This is a genomic window from Paenarthrobacter sp. FR1 (assembly GCF_051106045.1).
GTDB classification, from domain to species: domain Bacteria; phylum Actinomycetota; class Actinomycetes; order Actinomycetales; family Micrococcaceae; genus Arthrobacter; species Arthrobacter nitroguajacolicus_A.
In genome coordinates this window covers 200,865-219,294 of sequence record NZ_JBPFSF010000001.1, presented here as the reverse complement: position 1 = coordinate 219,294, position 18,430 = coordinate 200,865, and the positions used below count along the sequence as shown (strand labels likewise).

At 62.9% G+C, this 18,430-nt stretch carries 17 protein-coding genes; 10 read left to right on the top strand and 7 right to left on the bottom strand.

The annotated features are described in order from the left end of the window. Positions 1–236 precede the first annotated feature (236 nt). From ACR30Z_RS01025 to ACR30Z_RS01005, 5 genes are all read left to right on the top strand, one after another. Positions 237–1,589, top strand: coding sequence for a hemolysin family protein (locus ACR30Z_RS01025; RefSeq protein ID WP_144649850.1), 1,353 nt, complete (start codon positions 237–239; stop codon positions 1,587–1,589). Then, the gene (locus ACR30Z_RS01020) at positions 1,586–2,656 is read left to right on the top strand and encodes a hemolysin family protein (RefSeq protein WP_144649848.1); all 1,071 of its coding nucleotides are present in this window, start codon (positions 1,586–1,588) and stop codon (positions 2,654–2,656) included. The genes ACR30Z_RS01025 and ACR30Z_RS01020 overlap by 4 nt, the downstream gene beginning before the upstream one ends. A gap of 107 nt (positions 2,657–2,763) precedes the next feature. Continuing rightward, complete coding sequence (locus ACR30Z_RS01015; RefSeq protein WP_144649846.1) at positions 2,764–3,765, top strand: metal ABC transporter solute-binding protein, Zn/Mn family; 1,002 nt, start codon at positions 2,764–2,766, stop codon at positions 3,763–3,765. 103 nt (positions 3,766–3,868) lie between these two features. After that, on the top strand, positions 3,869–4,732 hold the full coding sequence (locus ACR30Z_RS01010; RefSeq protein ID WP_244296649.1) for a metal ABC transporter ATP-binding protein: 864 nt from the start codon (positions 3,869–3,871) through the stop codon (positions 4,730–4,732). Beyond that, positions 4,733–5,623 carry a metal ABC transporter permease gene (locus tag ACR30Z_RS01005; protein ID WP_434370982.1) on the top strand — a complete coding sequence of 297 codons (891 nt, stop codon included), beginning with the start codon at positions 4,733–4,735 and terminating at the stop codon, positions 5,621–5,623. It begins immediately after the preceding gene. Here the strand turns inward: ACR30Z_RS01005 and ACR30Z_RS01000 are convergent. After that, positions 5,620–6,087, bottom strand: coding sequence for a Fur family transcriptional regulator (locus ACR30Z_RS01000; RefSeq protein WP_144649842.1), 468 nt, complete (start codon positions 6,085–6,087; stop codon positions 5,620–5,622). The genes ACR30Z_RS01005 and ACR30Z_RS01000 overlap by 4 nt on opposite strands. 94 nt (positions 6,088–6,181) lie before the next feature. Between ACR30Z_RS01000 and ACR30Z_RS00995 the strand changes: the two genes are divergently transcribed. After that, on the top strand, positions 6,182–6,835 hold the full coding sequence (locus ACR30Z_RS00995; RefSeq protein WP_144649840.1) for an MBL fold metallo-hydrolase: 654 nt from the start codon (positions 6,182–6,184) through the stop codon (positions 6,833–6,835). Here ACR30Z_RS00995 and ACR30Z_RS00990 read toward each other — a convergent pair. Continuing rightward, on the bottom strand, positions 6,832–7,914 hold the full coding sequence (locus ACR30Z_RS00990) for a PLP-dependent cysteine synthase family protein (RefSeq protein ID WP_144649838.1): 1,083 nt from the start codon (positions 7,912–7,914) through the stop codon (positions 6,832–6,834). The two genes, ACR30Z_RS00995 and ACR30Z_RS00990, sit on opposite strands and share 4 nt — an antisense overlap. Before the next feature lie 72 nt (positions 7,915–7,986). On the opposite strand from ACR30Z_RS00990, the gene ACR30Z_RS00985 reads away from it, so the two are divergent. Genes ACR30Z_RS00985 through ACR30Z_RS00975 form a run of 3 tightly spaced genes read left to right on the top strand, consistent with a single transcriptional unit; the run spans position 7,987 to position 10,459 of the window. Continuing rightward, a complete protein-coding gene (locus ACR30Z_RS00985; RefSeq protein WP_434370981.1) occupies positions 7,987–8,886 on the top strand; it encodes a sulfurtransferase in 900 nt (299 codons plus the stop codon). Beyond that, a complete protein-coding gene (locus ACR30Z_RS00980; protein ID WP_434370980.1) occupies positions 8,883–10,034 on the top strand; it encodes an NAD(P)-dependent alcohol dehydrogenase in 1,152 nt (383 codons plus the stop codon). Before ACR30Z_RS00985 ends, ACR30Z_RS00980 begins: the two co-directional genes overlap by 4 nt. Beyond that, entirely contained in the window at positions 10,031–10,459 is a 429-nt protein-coding gene (locus ACR30Z_RS00975) for an HIT family protein (protein WP_434370979.1), read from the top strand. The genes ACR30Z_RS00980 and ACR30Z_RS00975 overlap by 4 nt, the downstream gene beginning before the upstream one ends. Positions 10,460–10,542: 83 nt before the next feature. On the opposite strand, the gene hrpA is transcribed toward ACR30Z_RS00975, so the two are convergent. The 3 genes from hrpA to ACR30Z_RS00960 all read right to left on the bottom strand — a co-directional run bounded on the left by hrpA (position 10,543) and on the right by ACR30Z_RS00960 (position 15,829). Continuing rightward, positions 10,543–14,481 carry an ATP-dependent RNA helicase HrpA gene (hrpA, locus tag ACR30Z_RS00970; protein WP_434370978.1) on the bottom strand — a complete coding sequence of 1,313 codons (3,939 nt, stop codon included), beginning with the start codon at positions 14,479–14,481 and terminating at the stop codon, positions 10,543–10,545. A 13-nt stretch (positions 14,482–14,494) separates the two neighbouring features. Further along, positions 14,495–15,487, bottom strand: coding sequence for a helix-turn-helix transcriptional regulator (locus tag ACR30Z_RS00965; RefSeq protein WP_144649827.1), 993 nt, complete (start codon positions 15,485–15,487; stop codon positions 14,495–14,497). 171 nt (positions 15,488–15,658) lie between these two features. Then, positions 15,659–15,829 (bottom strand): hypothetical protein, encoded by a 171-nt coding sequence (locus ACR30Z_RS00960; RefSeq protein ID WP_014922190.1) that lies wholly within the window; start codon positions 15,827–15,829, stop codon positions 15,659–15,661. Positions 15,830–15,910: 81 nt separating this feature from the next. Here ACR30Z_RS00960 and ACR30Z_RS00955 point away from each other — a divergent pair, with 81 nt between their 5' ends. Beyond that, entirely contained in the window at positions 15,911–16,879 is a 969-nt protein-coding gene (locus ACR30Z_RS00955) for a GlxA family transcriptional regulator (RefSeq protein WP_144649825.1), read from the top strand. A 41-nt stretch (positions 16,880–16,920) separates the two neighbouring features. Here ACR30Z_RS00955 and ACR30Z_RS00950 read toward each other — a convergent pair whose 3' ends face one another. Both ACR30Z_RS00950 and ACR30Z_RS00945 read right to left on the bottom strand, forming a co-directional pair. After that, on the bottom strand, positions 16,921–17,223 hold the full coding sequence (locus tag ACR30Z_RS00950; RefSeq protein ID WP_434370977.1) for a protealysin inhibitor emfourin: 303 nt from the start codon (positions 17,221–17,223) through the stop codon (positions 16,921–16,923). Positions 17,224–17,303: 80 nt separating this feature from the next. Then, positions 17,304–18,320 (bottom strand): M4 family metallopeptidase, encoded by a 1,017-nt coding sequence (locus ACR30Z_RS00945; protein WP_434371373.1) that lies wholly within the window; start codon positions 18,318–18,320, stop codon positions 17,304–17,306. Positions 18,321–18,430: the final 110 nt, after the last annotated feature.

The following is an 18,430-nucleotide window of genomic DNA, read 5'->3' as shown; positions in this document are numbered from 1 at the left end:
ACAGTAAATCTAGGTGCCGGCCTGGGAACTGTCGGGGGAGCCAATATGGCAACTCCGCACAGCGCGCCCGTCGAGCCGGCAATACCCGTTCACATGCCCATCCCGCGCCGGCGCTTATAGCCGGTGGTGCCGCAGACCATGCGTCAGCGGCGCCCGACCAGCCTCCGCCGGGGCGAATTCCCCAGCCGAAGGCACCAAGCCCCTTGCACGCGCCCACCCTTGGAGTGATGCGCTAGGTGGAATGGATTCTTCTCCTGGCCGGTTTTGCCCTGATTCTCGGCACCGGCTTCTTTGTAGCAGTTGAGTTTTCCCTCGTTGCCCTGGACCAAGCAAGCGTCCAGCGGGCAGTCGACAACGGCGACCACGCTGCAGCCCCGCTGCTGAAGTGCCTCAAGTCGCTTTCCACCCAACTCTCCAGTTGCCAGCTTGGCATTACGCTGACAACACTGTTGACGGGTTTCGTGATGGAACCCTCCGTGGGGCAGTTGCTTATTGGGCCCCTCGGATTATTGGGCCTCCCGCCCGAGGTGGTTCACTCCGTCGCGTTGATTGTGGCCATGGCTTTTGCCACGCTCCTGTCGATGCTTATCGGCGAGTTGGTTCCCAAGAACATGGCCATTGCCCTTGCGTTTCCGTTGGGGAAACGCCTGGCACGTCCCCAACTGATGTTCACTGCGGTTTTCAAGCCGGCCATCGTGGTGCTTAACGGCTTCTCGAACAAGGTCCTGAACCTCTTCGGGCTCGAAGCCAAGGAAGAGATCTCCGGGGCAAGGACCCCGGCCGAGCTTGCTTCCCTGGTCCGCAGGTCCGCCGAGCTTGGGACCCTGGATGCCGGTACGGCCAACTTCGTTGCGCGCACCCTGAACTTCTCGGGTCGCACAGCAGCCGACGTGATGACGCCCCGTATTCGCATGGAAACGATCGACGCCGACCAGCCAGTGGCTGACATCCTGGACGCCGCCCGACGGACGGGATACTCCCGCTTCCCGATCATCGGTGATTCCACGGACGACATCCGCGGCGTGGTCCACGTCAAGAAGGCTGTGGCTGTGCCCGCGGAGCGTCGGGCGAAACTCCAAGCCGGAGCGATCATGACCGATGTCCTGCAGGTCCCCGAGACCATCCACCTGGACGCGCTCCTGTCCGAATTGCGTGAAGGCAACCTGCAACTCGCCGTCGTGCTTGATGAGTATGGTGGCACCGCAGGCATTACGACGCTCGAAGACCTGGTGGAAGAGATCGTCGGTGAAGTCTCTGACGAGCATGACAAAGTCCGCCCAGGCGTGCTGCAAAGTGCCTCGGGGGATTGGTACTTCCCGGGGCTCCTGCGGCCGGACGAAGTGTCCGAGCAGATCCCCAACCTCACTGTTCCCGACGAATCCGCCTATGAAACTGTGGGTGGCTACGTCATGAGTCAGCTTGGCCGCATTGCCAAAGCCGGCGACGTTGTGGACACGGTGGGCGGCACGCTGACGGTGACCAGGATGGATGGCCGGAGGATCGACAGGATTTGTTTCCATCATGTGGAGACCGATGAGTCGTCTCCGGCGGACGCCGGCAACGCGCGCAATGAAGCAGGTGCCGTATGAACGACTGGGTAGGAATTGTCTGGCTCGTCGTGCTGCTGATCGGCAACGCCTTCTTTGTGGGTGCCGAGTTCGCGGTCATGTCCGCGCGCCGCAGCCAGATAGAACCGCTGGCGGAGGCAGGCTCCAAGCGCGCGCAGACAACCCTGCGTGCCATGGAAAACGTGTCGCTGATGCTCGCGTGCGCGCAATTGGGCATTACCGTCTGTTCCCTTCTGATCCTTCAGGTAGCCGAGCCTGCCATCCATCATTTGCTGGCTGAACCCCTCGAATTGGTGGGCGTTCCGGTGGAGCTCGCGGACATCATCGCTTTTGCGATCGCCTTGCTGTTCGTCACCTTCCTGCACGTCACCTTTGGCGAGATGGTTCCCAAGAACATTTCGGTTTCCGTGGCGGACAAGGCGGCCCTGCTGCTGGCGCCGCCGTTGATGTTCATCGCGCGTGTGGTCAACCCGATCATTTGGTCCCTCAACTGGCTGGCCAACCACATCCTGAGGTTGATGAAGATTGAGCCCAAGGACGAAGTGTCTTCATCGTTCACCTTGGAAGAGGTGCAATCAATCGTCCAGGAGTCCACGCGGCATGGCTTGGTGGATGACGAAACGGGATTGTTGAGCGGTGCCCTCGAGTTCTCAGAGCACACGGCCTCGCACATCATGGTCCCCTTGGACAAGCTGGTGGTTCTCAAGACGGCTTCCACTCCGGTGGACCTGGAAAAGGCGGTCAGCCGTACCGGCTTCTCACGCTTCCCGATGGTGGACGACGACGGCGAACTGGCCGGGTATCTGCATGTGAAGGACATCTTGTCCATCCCTGACGAAGGGCGCAGGCACCCGATCGCCGAGGGTCGTATCCGGTCCCTTGCCAACCTGTCGCCGGACGACGAAATTGAGCAAGCAATGTCCGTCATGCAACGCACTGGTTCCCACCTGGCCCGCGTCGTCGGTCCGGGTGGCGACACCCAGGGTGTCTTGTTCCTTGAAGACGTCATTGAGCAACTGGTTGGTGAGATCCGCGATGCCACTCAGGCGACGGGGATTCGGCGCTACGGCGGTCAACAGGTGCAGTAAAACGCAGCGAAAGCAGTCTGGCGTCGACCGAATCCGGTCGGCGCCAGATGCGTCTAATAGGAATCATTCCCATTTAGGGTTACACTTGAACCTGCCAATAATTGTGTTTGATTCTCATTTTGAGTAGATCCGAGGTCTTCGTGCGTCGTTCCGCCGCCCGCCTGTCCGTGGCCGCTTCCGCCGGTCTTGCCGCCCTCTTGCTTTCCTCCTGTGCCGGCACGGCCGGGGCTGATAGTTCGTCGTCGCCGGGCGCCATCGAGGTGGTCACCTCCACCAACGTGTACGGGGACATCGTGAAGGCCGTTGGCGGGGACAAGGTCAACGTCAACGCCATCATCACCAAAACCAGCCAGGACCCCCACTCCTACGAGGCCAGCGCCCAGGACAAGTTGGTAATCTCCAAGGCCAAGCTCGTGGTGGAGAACGGTGGCGGCTATGACGAGTTTCTTCACAAGATCGCCGACGAGACCAAGATCGGCCACGAGAACATGATCAGCGCCGTGGAAATCTCCGGGCTCGCTCCCGAGGGGGAAGCCCACAGCGAAGAGGCGCACGGCGAAGAAGGCCACACGCACAACCACGGCGAGTTCAATGAGCACGTCTGGTACAGCCTGGACACGATGGGCAAGCTTGCCGATGCGGTGGCAAGCAAGCTCGGCAGCCTGGACGCAGCCTCGGCTTCAACCTTCACCAGCAACGCCGACGCCTTCAAAGCCAAGCTCACTGACCTGACAGGAAAGCTTGACGCCGTAAAGGCGGGCAACGAGCATGCTCCGGTGGCCATCACGGAACCCGTTCCTTTGTACCTCCTGGAAGCTGCCGGGCTGGAGAACAAGACGCCCGAGGCTTACAGCGCCGCCATTGAAGAGGGGACGGATGTCCCGGCCGCTGTGCTGAAGGAAACCACGGACCTCCTCAGCGCCAAGTCAGTTCGGCTCCTTGCCTACAACGAGCAGACCGAAGGCCCCCAGACCGAGGCAGTCAAGCGGGCTGCGGAAGCTGCCGGCGTGCCGGTCCTGAACTTCACGGAAACGCTGCCGGACGGCAAGGACTATGTCCAGTGGATGACCGACAACGTGGAATCCCTCTCCTCCGCGCTGAAGAAGTAGCGTTTCCCCACCCCGTATGCGGTGAAGGGCCCCGTCAGCGTCCTAAGATATTGAGGATGGCTGCGGGGCCTTTTGCCTGCCACCAGGACACTCGCCAACCCCAATGGCACAACAACTGCGTTCCCAGCAGCGCATGGATCGAGGACAACTTTTGACACCGGTAGTGAGCCTCCGCGGAGCCAGCCTGCAGTTCGGCAAGAGGACTCTCTGGCGGGATCTCGACCTCGACATCAACCCGGGAGAGTTCTTTGCTGTCCTGGGGCCCAACGGCAGCGGCAAGACGAGTTTCCTCAAGGTCCTCCTCGGACTGCAGGAACTGCACTCCGGAACGGTATCCCTGGGCGGCCACCCGGTGGAACGTGGAAGCAAGCGGATCGGCTACATACCGCAGCAAAAGTCGTTTGCACCGGACACCCCCCTGCGCGCCCGCGACCTGGTGGGCTTGGGCATCGACGGGCACCGCTGGGGCATGCGTGTCTCGTCCGGTAGTGTCAACCAGCGGATCAATGACCTGTTGGAGCAGGTGGGCGCTTCGGACTACGCCAAGGTGCCGGTAGGGCAGCTGTCCGGTGGTGAGCAGCAACGGCTCAGGGTTGCCCAGGCGCTGGCGACTGAACCACAAGTCCTCCTGTGCGACGAACCGCTCCTTTCCCTTGACCTTCATCATCAGCAGGGCGTCAGTTCGCTGATCAACAAGCAGTGCCACGAGCGGAACAGCGCCGTGGTCTTCGTAACGCACGAGATCAATCCCGTGATCGACTATGTGGATCGTGTGCTGTACCTGGCCGGGGGCCAGTTCCGTGTCGGAACTCCCCAAGAGGTCATGACCACCGAAGTCCTGTCCGAACTGTACGACAGCCATGTCGAGGTCATCCATACCAACGGAAGGATCGTCGTCGTGGGTCTTCCAGACGCCACCACGCACTTCCATGACGATGCCCACGCAGCCGCCGGGGAGGAGTTCTAAATGGACCTGGCCAACATACTGCAGACTATTTTCAACTTCGAGAACTACGGCGAATTGCTGGTCCTCGTCCAAAACTCCATCTGGGCCGGTGCCGTGCTGGGCCTTCTTGGCGGGCTGGTTGGCACGTTCGTGATGAAGCGCGACCTCGCTTTCGCCGTCCACGGCATCTCCGAGTTGTCCTTTGCGGGCGCCGCTTTTGCCTTGCTGATCGGTGCCGACATCATCTTCGGTTCCCTGATCGGTTCTGTGGCTGCGGCCGTCCTGCTGGGCTTCATGGGGGTGAGGGCGCGGGATAAGAACTCAATCATCGGCGTCATCATGCCTTTCGGGCTCGGCCTGGGGATCCTGTTTCTCGCTCTGTACGAAGGCCGTGCGGCGAACAAGTTCGGCCTGTTGACCGGACAGATCGTGTCCGTCGATACCGTTCAGCTACAGGTTCTGGCTGGGACCGCGGTGGTGGTGATGATCGCCCTGGTGGCCAAATGGCGACCGCTGAGCTTCGCCAGCGTGGACCCGGAGATGGCTGAAGCCCGGGGCGTTCCCGTCCGTGGACTGGCGATCGGCTTTATGGTGCTGCTGGGTGTGAGCGTGGCGTTGTCCATCCAGATCGTGGGTGCGCTGTTGGTTCTCGCCTTGCTGATTACGCCGGCTGCAGCAGCCCTGAGGGTGACCACCTCGCCCCGGCTCGTGGTGCTGCTGAGTGTGGCCTTCGCAATGACAGCCACAGTGGGTGGCATCCTCCTGGCACTCGGAAGCCGGATTCCCATCAGCCCGTACGTCACCACGTTGTCCTTCTTGATCTACGTGGTGTGCCGGATCATCGGTCGGGTCCGAGCCAATCGCGGCCTCAACGGCCGCGTGTCGCGGGACCTGCCCGCGGGGGCCCTCTAAAGTTTCCCGGCGGCCTTCTTGGCAGTGCACTCGGGGCACAGCCCAAAGATCTCCACGGTGTGGGCTACTTCGGTGAAGCCATGTTCGGCTGCCGTGCGGGCCGCCCAGGTCTCGACGGCGGGAGCCTCCACCTCAACAGCCTTGCCACAGTTTCGGCACAGCAAGTGGTGGTGGTGCCCGGTGACGGCGCAACGACGGTAGACAGCTTCGCCTTCACCGTTGCGGAGGACATCGATGAGTCCGTCGTCGGCCAGCGACTGAAGGATGCGGTATGCGGTGGCCAAGGACACGGAAATGCCCTTGTTCTGCAGCAGGCGGTACAGCTCCTGGGTGCTGACGAAGTCATCCAATTCATCCAGGGCGGCGCTGACGGCCAAGCGTTGCTTGGTGACGCGCTGCTCCTTTACGCCGCTGGTGGCCGGCGCGGCGGGAGCGGTCGTGGCGGAATTGGTGCCGTGTGGCATGGAAAGACTCACTTCCGTGGGGATGCTGGCAAAGCCTAATTTTACCAGTAGGCCAAGGTTGGAAACTGTCAGCGGGCGACCATAGGCTGTCCCCATGAAGCTCACCAAGTACACCCATGCCTGTGTCCGGTTGGAGAAAGAAGGAAAGGTCCTGGTGATTGATCCCGGGACATTCTCCGAATCGGAGGAGGCGCTGAGCGGGGCCCACGCCGTACTTGTTACACACGAGCACAACGACCACATCGACCGTCCTGCGGTGACGGCAGCCCTGCGGAGCAACACTGTGCTGGAGGTCCACGCTCCGGCCGGGGTAGCTGCTGCACTGAAGGAAAACAGTGATATCGCCGACCGCGTACACGCAGTGGAGCCCAACACCGGCTTTGAAGTGGCAGGATTCAGCATCCGGACCTTCGGTGGGCAGCATGCCGTCATCCATGCCCAGATCCCGGTGGTGGCGAACATCGGTTACCTGGTGGATGACAACGTGTTCCACCCCGGGGACTCTTTTGTGGTCCCGGACGGGATCGATGTCAAAACGCTCCTGGTCCCCATCCATGCCCCGTGGTCCAAAATTGGCGAGGTAGTGGACTTCGTCATCTCAGTCCGCGCCCCCAAGGCCTTCCCGGTCCATGACGGCCTGCTCAACGAGCTGGGACGCGGCATTGTGGAGGGGCATGTCACCCGGATCGGTGCACGTTATGGCACCAGCTACGCCCGGCTCGCAGCCCGGGATTCCGTAGAGGTCTAGCTTGTCCACACGCCGGTGTCGTGAAAGCGTTCCAGAACCGCTTCATGTGGCTCCGGGTCCAGTCCGTGCCCAGCCAGCCAGCCGGCGTCGTTGTAGCTGCCCGCATAGCGATCGCCGCCGTCGCACATGAGCGAAACGATGCTGCCCGTCCGTCCCTCGGAAACCATCCGGGCGACCAGCTGCCAGACTCCCCAAAGGTTGGTGCCGGTCGAAGGGCCGGCGTGCAGTCCGGTGAGCTTCCGGAGGTGGCGCATGGCTGCAACGGAAGCGGCATCGGGGACTTGGATCATATGGTCGATCACCGCGGGTACGAAGCTCGGTTCCGACCGTGGTCGGCCGATGCCCTCGATCCGGGACGGCAAGCCGGTGGCTGCGGCCGCGTTGCCGTCCCGCCAGGCCGGGTAGAAAGCTGAGTTTTCCGGGTCCACCACGGCCAGGCGGGTGCTGTAGCGGTTGTACCGGAGATAGCGGCCAATGGTGGCGCTGGTGCCACCGGTACCGGCGCCCACCACGATCCATTCCGGAACCGGGTGCTCTTCCAAGGAGAGTTGCTCGAATATCGACTCGGCGATGTTGTTGTTACCGCGCCAGTCCGTGGCCCGTTCGGCATAGGTGAACTGGTCCATGTAGTAGCCACCGGACGTCTTGGCTGTCTCTTCCGCCACGGCGTAGACCTCCGAAGCATGGTCCACGAGCAAGCAGGCGCCGCCGAACTCCTCGATCAGGGCGATCTTCTCAGGGCTGGTGGTCTTGGTCATGACGGCGATAAACGGCAAACCGATGAGCCGGGCGAAGTAGGCCTCGGACACAGCAGTGCTTCCGCTGGAGGCTTCCACAATGGTGGTGCCTTCCGTGATCCAGCCGTTGACCAGGCCATAGAGGAACAAGGACCGTGCCAAGCGATGTTTGAGGCTGCCCGATCGGTGCGTGGACTCGTCCTTCAAGTACAGGTGCACACCCCAGTGCTCCGGCAGGGGAACCGCATAAAGATGCGTGTCCGCCGAGCGGTTGTTCTCGGCTTCGATTTTGCGGATGGCCTCGCTGGCCCAGGTCCTGTCCTGAATACACGAATTGCTCACTGGATAAGCCTAGGCTGGAAAGCGGGCGCCGGCAGCAACGGAGCCCGAGCTGACGGAATGAAGGGAGAACCCATGGCCACGTTGATGACTGCGTCGGAACTACGCCAGCGTGTCGAATCAGGGGAAAGGACGGTATTGCTGGACGTCCGGTGGGTCCTTGGCAGGACTGACGGGCACAGCGAATACCTGGCCGGGCACCTGCCCGGTGCTGTCTTCGTGGACCTCGCCGAAGAGTTGGCCGACCACGCGCAGCCCGGCCTGGGACGCCATCCCCTGCCCTCACCGGATCGCTTCCAGGACGCAGCGCGCTCGTGGGGGATAAACGACGGCGACACCATTGTCGCGTACGACAACAGTGGCAGCATGGCCGCAGCACGTGCCTGGTGGATGCTGCGGAACGCCGGGGTGGAGTCCGTTCACCTGCTCGACGGCGGCCTGGCCGCCTGGCGTACCAGCGGCTACCCGGTGGAGACCGGCGAGGTGCGTCCCGGCGTCGGGAACGTGTCCTTGGGCGATGGCCGCATGCCGGCCATCACCGAGCAGGAAGCTGCGCAGTGGCACCGCAACGGAGTCCTGCTGGACGCCCGGGCGGGGGAGCGGTACCGGGGTGAGGTGGAACCGATCGACCCCCGGGCGGGACACATTCCGGGAGCCGTCAGCGCTCCAACCACGGGAAATGTCACAAGCGACGGCGCCTTCCTGCCGGTGGAGGAGTTGCGGCGGCGGTTTGAGGAGTTGGGACTGGATGAATCGTCCAATATTGCGGTGTATTGCGGTTCGGGCGTGACGGCATCCCACGAGATCGCAGCCTTGGAGATCGCGGGATACCGCGCTGCGCTGTTCCCGGGGTCGTTCTCGCAATGGTCCACCAATGATGCGAATGACGTGGCCGTGGGAAGCGAGCCATTCGAAGGGGACGCCGGTGGTCCAAGTGGCACAAGCACGACTGCCGGGAGTAGCGTCGGAGCATGACACCCGGACGCCCCGTGCCCCCACCCTTGGCCAAACCCATCCTGATTGACAGCAGTGAGTCCCCAGCAGCGACCACGCTGGCTGCCGCATTTGGGGCTACCTCTGCGGACAGTGGCCTGGTACCCCTGACGGTGGCACGCCGCGCACCCAAAGAGGACGACGTGGAGATCGCCATTGAATTCTGCGGACTCTGCCACTCGGACGTGCATGCAACCCGTGGGGAGTGGCGCGTCCCTCCTTATCCTTTGGTTCCCGGTCACGAGATCGTGGGCCGTGTCAGCCGGGTAGGAGCCGCAGTGCAGGATTTCGCCCCCGGTGACCGCGTGGGCGTGGGCTGTTTGGTGGACTCCTGCCGGGAATGCGAGAGCTGCCTGGAAGGGCTGGAGCAATACTGCGAGCGGGGCAACATCGGCACCTACGGCGCCATTGACCCACGCAACGGCGACTCGATCACCCAGGGCGGGTACTCGACGTCGGTGGTGGTTGATCGGCGCTTCGTGCTGCGCGTACCAGAGTCCCTTGACCCGGCCGCCGCTGCGCCACTGCTGTGCGCCGGCATCACCACCTACTCTCCACTGCGATACTTCGACGTCGAAGAGGGCGATTCCGTGGGCGTTGTGGGGCTGGGGGGACTGGGCCATATGGCGGTCAAGATCGCCAAGGCCATGGGGGCGGACGTCACCGTCTTCACCACCTCGGAGTCCAAGTTCGACGCCGCCCGCGGACTGGGTGCCGACCACGTGGTCCTCTCCAAGGACGCCGACGCCATGGAGGCGGCTAACCGAAGCATCGACGTCATCATCGACACCGTAGCGGCGCCGCATGACCTCAATCCCTACTTCCGGACGCTCCGCCTGGACGGTGCGCTCTTCCAACTGGGGCTCCCCGCCGACGACATGCCTCCTGTCAGTCCTGGACTGTTGATCCGCCGCCGCCTTGCCTACGCGGGCTCGTTGATCGGCGGTATCGAGGAAACGCAGGAAATGCTGGACTTCTGCGCCGAGCACGGTGTGGCCAGCGACATCGAGGTTGTTGGCGCCGATCAACTGAATGAGGCCTACGACCGCATGGTGGCAGGAGACGTGAAGTACCGGTTTGTGCTGGACACCTCAACGCTTCAAGAACCATCAGAAAGGGCCGACGCATGAGCACGCTGTTCACCAAGATCATCAACGGAGACATCCCGGGGCTTTTCGTCTGGAAGGACGAGGACGTGGTGGCTTTCCTGACCATTTCGCCCATTACCCAAGGACACACGCTGGTGGTGCCGCGCGAAGAAGTCGACTCGTGGACGCACGCCAGCCCGGAATTGCTGGCAAAGGTCATGGACGTTGCCCAGAGCATCGGCAAGGTCCAGGAGAAGCTGTTCGATGCGAAACGGGTAGGGGTCCTCATGGAGGGCTTCGAAGTTGACCATCTTCACGTGCACGTGTGGCCCGCCTACTCCACTGCGGACTTCGAGGTCCACAACGTGGATCACAACCCGGATCCCGCAGTCATGGATGCCACTGCGGTGAAACTTCGTGCCGCGCTTCGCACAGCCGGTCATGGAAACACCATCCCGGAGGACTGAGTCTTTGCAGGAAGTGAAGGTCTTTGCAGCGAGTTAACCCGGCGGTGCTGAATCAGCGCCGCCGGGTTTCTCGTTGCTGCTTGCTAAGCCGGGGCCAGTGCCTGGTTGAGCACCGTGCGGATGCGCTTCTCCGAGACGGAGTAGGCCGTGCCCAGCTCAACTGCGAAGAGGCTCACCCGAAGCTCCTCGATCATCCAGCGCACGCGGGTTAACTCGGCGCCTGCCCTGCGTCCGGGAAGCAGCGCGGAAACGGCGTCGTCGTAGTCATCCTCCAGGGCCTGCACGATTCCCATGTTCAAGCTGTCGCGCTGTACGTTCCCTGGAAGCTTTTCCAACCGCTTCTCGATGGCCTGCAAATACCGTGGCAGCTGGCTGAGCTGTGCATAGCCCGTCTGTGCCACAAAGCCCGGGAAAACCAGTTGCTCCAGTTGGCTCTTCATGTCGTTGAGCGCACTGATCAGCGGCAGGCTCGCATTCGACTTGAGTTCCTTCTGGATCCTGCGGGTGCTGGCCAGGACCCGTTCGACGACGGCCGTCACCGTGAAGACGGTATCGATCAGTTCTGCGCGGACAACTTCGTACAACGCATCGAAGGCCTGCTTATCCCAGGGCAGATCCTGGGGAACCAGTTTGTCGATGGCTGCCAATGCGCAATCAGCGATCAGGGCGCTCACGGAGCCATGCGGGTTCTGGCTGAACGTCAGCTTCTCCGTGTTGCTCAGGTGTTCCAGGACGTATCGGTCGGGCGAGGGAATCCGCAATGCCAAAAGCCGGATGACGCCGCCGCGCATGGCGGCTTCCTGCTCCGGCCGGGTCTGGAAGACCCGGAGGGCCACGGACTTGCCCTCATCGACGACGGCGGGAAAGCCGGTAACAGAATGCCCCTTGACCGTCCGGGTGACCTGGCGCTCCACCACGCCGAAGTCCCATTCTGTGATTCCGCTGCGCTCGGCGAGTACGCCGTCACCGGTCGGAGTGCCACCGGGGGTTGGTGTTTGGCCGTTGGGCGTGCTGGTTCCCTTGCCACTCTTGGCGCGTGTCGTCGTCGCCGGCGTGGCGCCGAGTGATTCGGCGATGGCGCGGCGTGTGGCCGGGGCCAACTTTTCCTGGAGCGCGGCGAGGTCCTTGCCCTCGTCCAGCACCTTGCCCTTGCTGTCCACCACCTTGAAACTGACCCGGAGGTGCGACGGCACTGCGTCCCAGTTCCATGATCCTGGTGGAATGACGTGCCCGCGGAGGCGGCGCAGGACCAGTTCCAAGGAGGCTTCGAGCTCGTCAGTGGCGGGGTCGAAGTCCGTTTCCAGGGCGGCAGTTGCCTGCCGGGCGACGTCCGGGGCGGGCACAAAGTTCTTACGAACCTGCTTGGGCAGCGATTTGATCAGCGCCGTGACCAGCTCGGCCCGTTGACCCGGAATCTGCCAGCGGAAGGGGGCGTCATCCAACTGGTTGAGGAACAGCACCGGAACCTCAGCGGTGACGCCGTCGGACGGATTGGGAGCCGAGCCGGGTGCCACGGGGTGGAACTCGTACGTCAGGGGGAGTTCGAAGCCCTTGTGGAGCCACGTCTTCGGATACGCGGAGTCATCCAAAGCCTCGGCGTCTTCGCTCATCAGGAGCGATTGGTCGAAATCCAGCAGGGTGGGATCCGAGTGGCGGGCGTCCTTCCACCACTTATCAAAGTGCCTCTCGGAGACCACTTCCTTGCCCACTCGCGCGTCGTAGAACTCGAACAGGGTCTGGTCGTCCACCAGGATGTCCCGCCGCCTCATGCGGGTCTCGAGTTCTTCGATTTCCTGGAGCAAAGCGCGGTTTCGGTGGAAGAACTTATGGTGCGTTTTCCACTCCCCTTCCACCAAAGCATGGCGGATGAACATTTCCCGTGAGAGTTCAGGATCGATGCGTCCGTAGTTGACCCGGCGGTTGGGAATGATCGGCACGCCGTACAGCGTGACTTTTTCATGGGCCATGACGGCGCCCTGCCGCGACGACCAATGCGGTTCGCTGTAGGACCGCTTCACAAGGTCCGGGGCAACCTGTTCCGCCCACAAAGGATCGAACTTGGCAGCAACACGGGCCCACAGACGACTGGTCTCCACAAGCTCTGCGGCCATCACGAACGCTGGTGATTTCTTGAACAGCGCCGAACCGGGGAAGATCGCGAAACGGCTGCCGCGGGCGCCCGCATATTCGCGCTTGCGCTCATCCAGGAGCCCGATATAGCTCAGCAGGCCTGACAGCAAGCTGATGTGGATACCCTCGTAGTTCCCTACGGGATCGGCCTCCCGCTTGTTGTCCAGCGCTATGCCCAACGGCTTGGCGAGCTGCCTGAGCTGCGTGAAGAGGTCCTGCCATTCGCGGACGCGCAGATAGTTGATGAACTCGTTGCGGCACAGTTTGCGGAACTGCGTGGAGGACAGCTCGCGCTGCTTTTCCTGGAGGTAGTTCCACAGGTTCAGGAAACCGGTGAAGTCCGAGAGCTCGTCCCGGAAACGAGCATGCTTTTCCGAGGCAAGCTGCTGCTTGTCCGTAGGCCGTTCCCGTGGGTCTTGAATGGTGAGGGCAGCTGCCAGGATCATGACTTCGCGGACGCAGCCACGCTTGCCGGCCTCCACAATCATGCGGCCCAGCCGCGGGTCCACCGGCAGTTGGGCAAGTTTCTGCCCGACGGCGGTCAGGCCACTGCCGCCGCGGCCGTTACCCTGGGCGTCCCCGAACTTGGGCGAGCTCAAGGCGCCGAGTTCGCGGAGGAGCGTGACGCCGTCGTTGATGGCCCTGGAATCCGGGGGTTCCACGAACGGGAAGTTTTCTACATCCTTGGGACTGCGGGCAACGCCCATGGCGGTCATCTGCAGGATGACCGCGGCCAAATTGGTCCGGAGGATTTCCGGATCGGTGAACTGCGGCCGCGACTCGAAGTCCTCCTCGGAGTAGAGGCGGATGGCGATGCCCTCGGACACGCGCCCGCAGCGCCCGGAGCGCTGGCTGGCCGAGGCCTGCGAGACGCGTTCAATGGGAAGCCGCTGGACCTTGGTCCGGTGCGAGTACCTCGAGATGCGCGCGGTTCCGGTATCAATCACGTACTTGATGCCGGGGACGGTCAGGGACGTCTCCGCCACGTTGGTGGCCAGGATGATGCGTCGTTTGCCGCCGGGATTGAAGACCCTGTGCTGCTCCTGGAGGCTCAACCGGGCAAAGAGCGGCAGGACTTCGGTTCCGGCAAGCCGCCGGTTGGTTTGGATCCGGCCGTTGATGGCCTCTGCGGCGTCACGGATCTCACGCTCGCCGGAAAAGAAGATGAGGATATCGCCCGGAGCTTCCTTGGCGAGTTCGTCCACGGCATCGCAGACGGCATCCAGGGGATCGCGGTCCTCTTCAAGTTCATCGTCCGAGCTGTCCTCATCCGCGCCGGCGGGTTGGGACAGCGGACGGTATCGGATCTCCACCGGGTAGGTACGTCCGGAAACCTCGATGATCGGCGCGGGATCTTCCTCGCTGCCGAAGTGCTTGGCGAAGCGTTGGGGATCGATGGTGGCCGAGGTAATGATGACCTTGAGGTCCGGGCGCTGGGGGAGGATGCGCTTGAGGTAGCCCAGGATGAAGTCAATGTTGAGGCTGCGTTCATGTGCCTCGTCGATGATGATGGTGCTGTACTTCCGCAGCAGTTTGTCCCGCTGGACCTCGGCCAGGAGGATGCCATCGGTCATCAGTTTGATCTTGGTGGACGCGCTGACCTCGCCGGTGAAGCGGACCTGGAAGCCAACCTCCTGGCCGATCTCGACGTCGAGTTCGGACGCGATGCGTTCGGCAACCGTGCGGGCTGCCAGGCGGCGCGGCTGGGTGTGCCCAATCAGGCCCTTCTCTCCAAGGCCAAGTTCGAGGCACATCTTGGGGATCTGGGTGGTCTTACCCGAGCCGGTCTCACCGGCAATGATGGTCACCTGGTTTGCGGCGATGGCCGCCATCAGATCCTCGCGGCGCTCGGAGACGGGCAGCTCTGCGGGGTAGGAAATATGAAGTGTCATGGCTGCTGCCAGTCTACTGTGGCTGGGGCCCCACGTCCGCTGTGCCCGTCACGGTCCGGGCTGCGGCACTCAGCCGGTGCGAGAGTTCGAGTGCGTAGGACGCGAATTCCTGGGGTTCGAGGATCTCGAAGTCCATGTCCAGCGCGGCCAGGTACGCGGCCGGTGCGGCCAGGTTGTCCCACCCGGACCTCAGTATTGTTGCCGCCGCACCATCAGCCGTCAGCGTCGCGTATTGGGAACTGACGACGGCGGCCACCTCGGCGAGGGGCGCGCGGAGCCGCACCACGACGTCGAACCTGTAAGGCGACCGGGTGATGGATTGTTGCACGTAGGCCGCGAGGTCCTCGGCAGGGAGTGGCCGTGGCGTGTATTTCTTGCGTTCCGAAGGTAAGGACGCAAAGCGGTCGGCGCGGAAGGTTCGCCAATCCTCCCTATCCACATCCCAGGCCACCAGGTACCAGCGGCGGCCAGTGTCCACCAGACGGTACGGTTCCACGAGCCTTCGTGCTGAGTCGCCGTCGGATTTTACGTATTCAAAGGAGATCTGGCGTCGGTCCGATATCGCGGCCGAGACCACGGTCAGCTGCTGAGGATCGACCGTGGCCGCATTGCTGGGGAGGGTAGTGACGGCGGCCTTCAACATGGCGAACTTGGGGCGCAGCCGGGACGGCAGGACCTGCTCGAGTTTGGCCAAGGCGCGCACCGATGCTTCGCCGATCCCCGCCACGGGGCCCGCCGCTACGGAATTCAAGCCCAAGGCGACGGCCAGTGCTTCATTGTCGTCCAGTAGCAGGGGTGGTAACTGGGCGCCGGCGCCCAGCTGATAGCCGCCGGCGATGCCGGGGGAGGCGTGGATGGGGTAGCCCAGGTTGCGGAGCTTGTCGATGTCGCGACGCACGGTCCGCTCTGTCACGCCCATGCGGTCGGCGAGGGCAGGTCCCGTCCACTCCCGACGCACCTGCAACAGTGACAACAGCTGGAGGAGCCGGGCAGAGGTTTGGATCATGCAAGTGAATCTAGCCTATGCGCCCTGTGCGCGGGTCCCGGGCGGCGTTGCGTCAGGCACTTACGCCGGACATAGGGACGCCCGCCGTTCGGGGAATCCTGCAGAATTCCTTGAACGGACGGGCGTCGGTTGGATATGGCGTGGTGGACCTTGCAGCGGCCTGGCATGCCCCTAGTAAATGCGGGGGTTCCAGTACGGGCTGCTCGGAGCATCGAAGGCGCTCCAAGGTTCCTTGGAATTGATGGGCGGGTTGTGTCCGCGGCCATCCTTCAACAGGGCTGAGACGGTAGCGGCGACGGCGGTGATGAGGACGATGAAGAGGATGATTCCGAAGATTTCCATGTCTCAAGCCTGCTCCTGTGACCGACTAAGAAACAGTGGCAGAAATGCCCCATTTAGATAATTTTCTGCCACACTGGAACTATGTTGAAATCAGTGGCAGTGATCGTTGTTCCCAACTTCTCGGTCTTCGAGTTCGGTACGGCTTTCGAGGTCTTCGGCATCGACCGATCGGACCGGGACGCCGGAGTTCCGGCTTTCGATTTCCGCGTGGTGACCCCCGAGCCAGGTGACGTCCGCATGAAGTCCGGCTTGTCCTTGCACGTAAATCTTGGCCTCGAAGCAGCCGCTGATGCCGACCTCGTCATCATGGCGCCCTTCGGCCGGGACCAGGAGGTCCCCGAATCGGTGATGGATGCCTTGCGCGCAGCCCATGCCAGGGGCGCCTGGGTGATGTCCATCTGTTCAGGGGCTTATGCACTGGCCCGCGCCGGCCTGCTGGACGGGCGGCGCTGCACCACGCACTGGCACTATTCGCAGGACCTGGCCAGCCGGTACCCGTCCGCCATCGTGGATGAGAACGTCCTCTACGTACAGGACGGAAACATCATCACCAGCGCAGGCACGGCAGCCGGCATCGATGCCTGCCTCCACCTTGTCCGGGTGGAGCTTGGCGCTAACGTGGCGGCCGCGATCGCACGAGACATGGTGGTTCCGCCTCATCGCGACGGAGGCCAGGCCCAGTTCATCGACAGGCCAATGCCCACGTGCGGCTCGGCGCCCATGGAAGCGCTCTTGCGGTGGATGGTGGAACACCTGGACGAGGAACACAGTGTGAACGAGTTGGCTGCGCGCCTCCATATGTCGCCCAGGACCTTCGCGCGCCGCTTCCGTGCCGAAACCGGTGCTACTCCTGCGGCTTGGCTGAACTCGCAACGAGTCCTTCGTGCCCAGGAACTCCTGGAGACCACCGAACTGAATATCGACGAAATCGCCCGTGAGGCAGGGTTTGGACACTCGGTGTTGCTACGCCACCATTTCACCAGGGTTCTGGATACAAGCCCGCAGAGCTACCGGCGGGCATTCCGGGGGCAGCTGGCCGAGGCTATCTAGGGCTCTGAGCCAGGTTGGTGCTGCGTCGGGTTGGTGCTGCGTCAGCGTCGGCCGCCGAGGCGGCCGCGGGATTCTGACCCCTCCGCCTTGGCGCACTCGACCAATTCCTGCCAGGGGCCGGTGACGGCGCGGTCCGGCAGGGTGGCGCGGCGTTGTCCGGCTCTGATGGAGTACATGAACCGGTCCGGCTGGTTGGCTGCGCGTGCCTGTCCCTTGGCCTCGTCCCAAGGGCACGCCTCAACAATGGGGAGCCACCGCTCCTTCTCGTCGGGGGACACAGCGTCAACGCTCCAGACACGCGTCATTGCGGCGATGCCCCCACTGCGTTGGACCGTGATCTTCATGACCGGCTGCTTCTCGTTCCACCTACTCACGTCAGTCAGTTGGCGGGTTCCAAACGTGGATGTCCGGTCCCGCCACCTGACTAAACCTTGACCTTCACAGTGTCCCACGCCTTCCGGACGGCGTCATGCTCCGGTGAGCCGGCACCGAAGAGTTCTTCCGCAGTCGTAACCGTGGTCTTCGCGAACTTGCCGAAGGTGCACGTCGCCGGGAGCGCTCCGCTGGTCAACGTGCCGTACCAGATCTGGCCGGGTGCCTCCCACGCCTTTCCCCCGAGCTCTTCAGCCACTACGTAGAAGGCCCGGTTGGGAATGCCCGAGTTGATGTGCACGCCGCCGTTGTCCGCACTGGTTCGCACGTAGGTGTCCATGGAGTCGGGCTGCGGGTCCTTACCCAGAACGTCGTCGTCATAGGCGGTGCCCGGTGCTTTCATGGAGCGAAGGGCCGCACCCTGGACTTGATCGGTGAAGAGGCCCTCGCCAATGAGCCAACTCGCCTGCTCAACGGATTCCTGCTTCAGATACTGCTCAACCAGGACCCCAAAAACGTCAGACATTGACTCGTTGAGCGCCCCTGCCTGGTTCCGATAGGCCAGGTTGGCCGTGTATTGGGTGACACCGTGGGCCAGTTCGTGGCCGATCACGCTGACGGACTTGGTGAAGCGTTGAAAGATTTGGCCGTCACCGTCGCCGAAAACCATCTGGCTCCCATCCCAGAAGGCGTTGTCATAGAGCGTTCCGTAGTGGACGGTGGCATCCAGGGCAAGACCGGCGTCATCGATGGAATCCCGGCCGAAGATCTCCCCGTACAGGCGATGCGTGCTTCCCAGGCCGTCATAAGCTTCGTCCGCGGCGGTATCCCCAACCGGTGGCGCACCCTCCTTGCGCACGACGCGGCCAGGGAGGTTTTCCGATGACTCGGCGTCGAAGATGGTCCGCTGCGGCGGCCCTGGCTTGGCTTGCCGGGCACTGGGCGGCGCCGGGGGAATCGGAGCCGTGCGGATGGCCTGCAGGTCCTTGATGTGCAGGAGGGACTCTTTGGCGGCCCGGGCAACGGCCCGCAGCCGGGGTTCGTTCTGGGCGGCAATCCGGCGCAGCATGTAAGGCGGGACGATGGAGCAAATCACGGCAAACCCCTTTGGCTATCGACTAAGACCAACTGGGATCAGCCTAGGAGCAAGGACGGACAATATTGCGCGGTGAACCCGGC

What these genes read in the sequence shown, in the direction of transcription:
- hrpA (WP_434370978.1), bottom strand. Translation starts at nt 14,481, where the DNA reads ATGACACTTCATATTTCCTACCCCGCAGAGCTGCCCGTCTCCGAGCGC.
- ACR30Z_RS00985 (WP_434370981.1), top strand. Translation starts at nt 7,987, where the DNA reads ATGGCCACGTTGATGACTGCGTCGGAACTACGCCAGCGTGTCGAATCA.
- ACR30Z_RS01010 (WP_244296649.1), top strand. Translation starts at nt 3,869, where the DNA reads ATGGCACAACAACTGCGTTCCCAGCAGCGCATGGATCGAGGACAACTT.
- ACR30Z_RS00980 (WP_434370980.1), top strand. Translation starts at nt 8,883, where the DNA reads ATGACACCCGGACGCCCCGTGCCCCCACCCTTGGCCAAACCCATCCTG.
- ACR30Z_RS00945 (WP_434371373.1), bottom strand. Translation starts at nt 18,320, where the DNA reads ATGCTGCGCCGGATTGCCGCCCAGAACGAACCCCGGCTGCGGGCCGTT.
- ACR30Z_RS00965 (WP_144649827.1), bottom strand. Translation starts at nt 15,487, where the DNA reads ATGATCCAAACCTCTGCCCGGCTCCTCCAGCTGTTGTCACTGTTGCAG.
- ACR30Z_RS00960 (WP_014922190.1), bottom strand. Translation starts at nt 15,829, where the DNA reads ATGGAAATCTTCGGAATCATCCTCTTCATCGTCCTCATCACCGCCGTC.
- ACR30Z_RS00950 (WP_434370977.1), bottom strand. Translation starts at nt 17,223, where the DNA reads ATGAAGATCACGGTCCAACGCAGTGGGGGCATCGCCGCAATGACGCGT.
- ACR30Z_RS01020 (WP_144649848.1), top strand. Translation starts at nt 1,586, where the DNA reads ATGAACGACTGGGTAGGAATTGTCTGGCTCGTCGTGCTGCTGATCGGC.
- ACR30Z_RS00955 (WP_144649825.1), top strand. Translation starts at nt 15,911, where the DNA reads ATGTTGAAATCAGTGGCAGTGATCGTTGTTCCCAACTTCTCGGTCTTC.
- ACR30Z_RS00975 (WP_434370979.1), top strand. Translation starts at nt 10,031, where the DNA reads ATGAGCACGCTGTTCACCAAGATCATCAACGGAGACATCCCGGGGCTT.
- ACR30Z_RS00995 (WP_144649840.1), top strand. Translation starts at nt 6,182, where the DNA reads ATGAAGCTCACCAAGTACACCCATGCCTGTGTCCGGTTGGAGAAAGAA.
- ACR30Z_RS01005 (WP_434370982.1), top strand. Translation starts at nt 4,733, where the DNA reads ATGGACCTGGCCAACATACTGCAGACTATTTTCAACTTCGAGAACTAC.
- ACR30Z_RS01000 (WP_144649842.1), bottom strand. Translation starts at nt 6,087, where the DNA reads ATGCCACACGGCACCAATTCCGCCACGACCGCTCCCGCCGCGCCGGCC.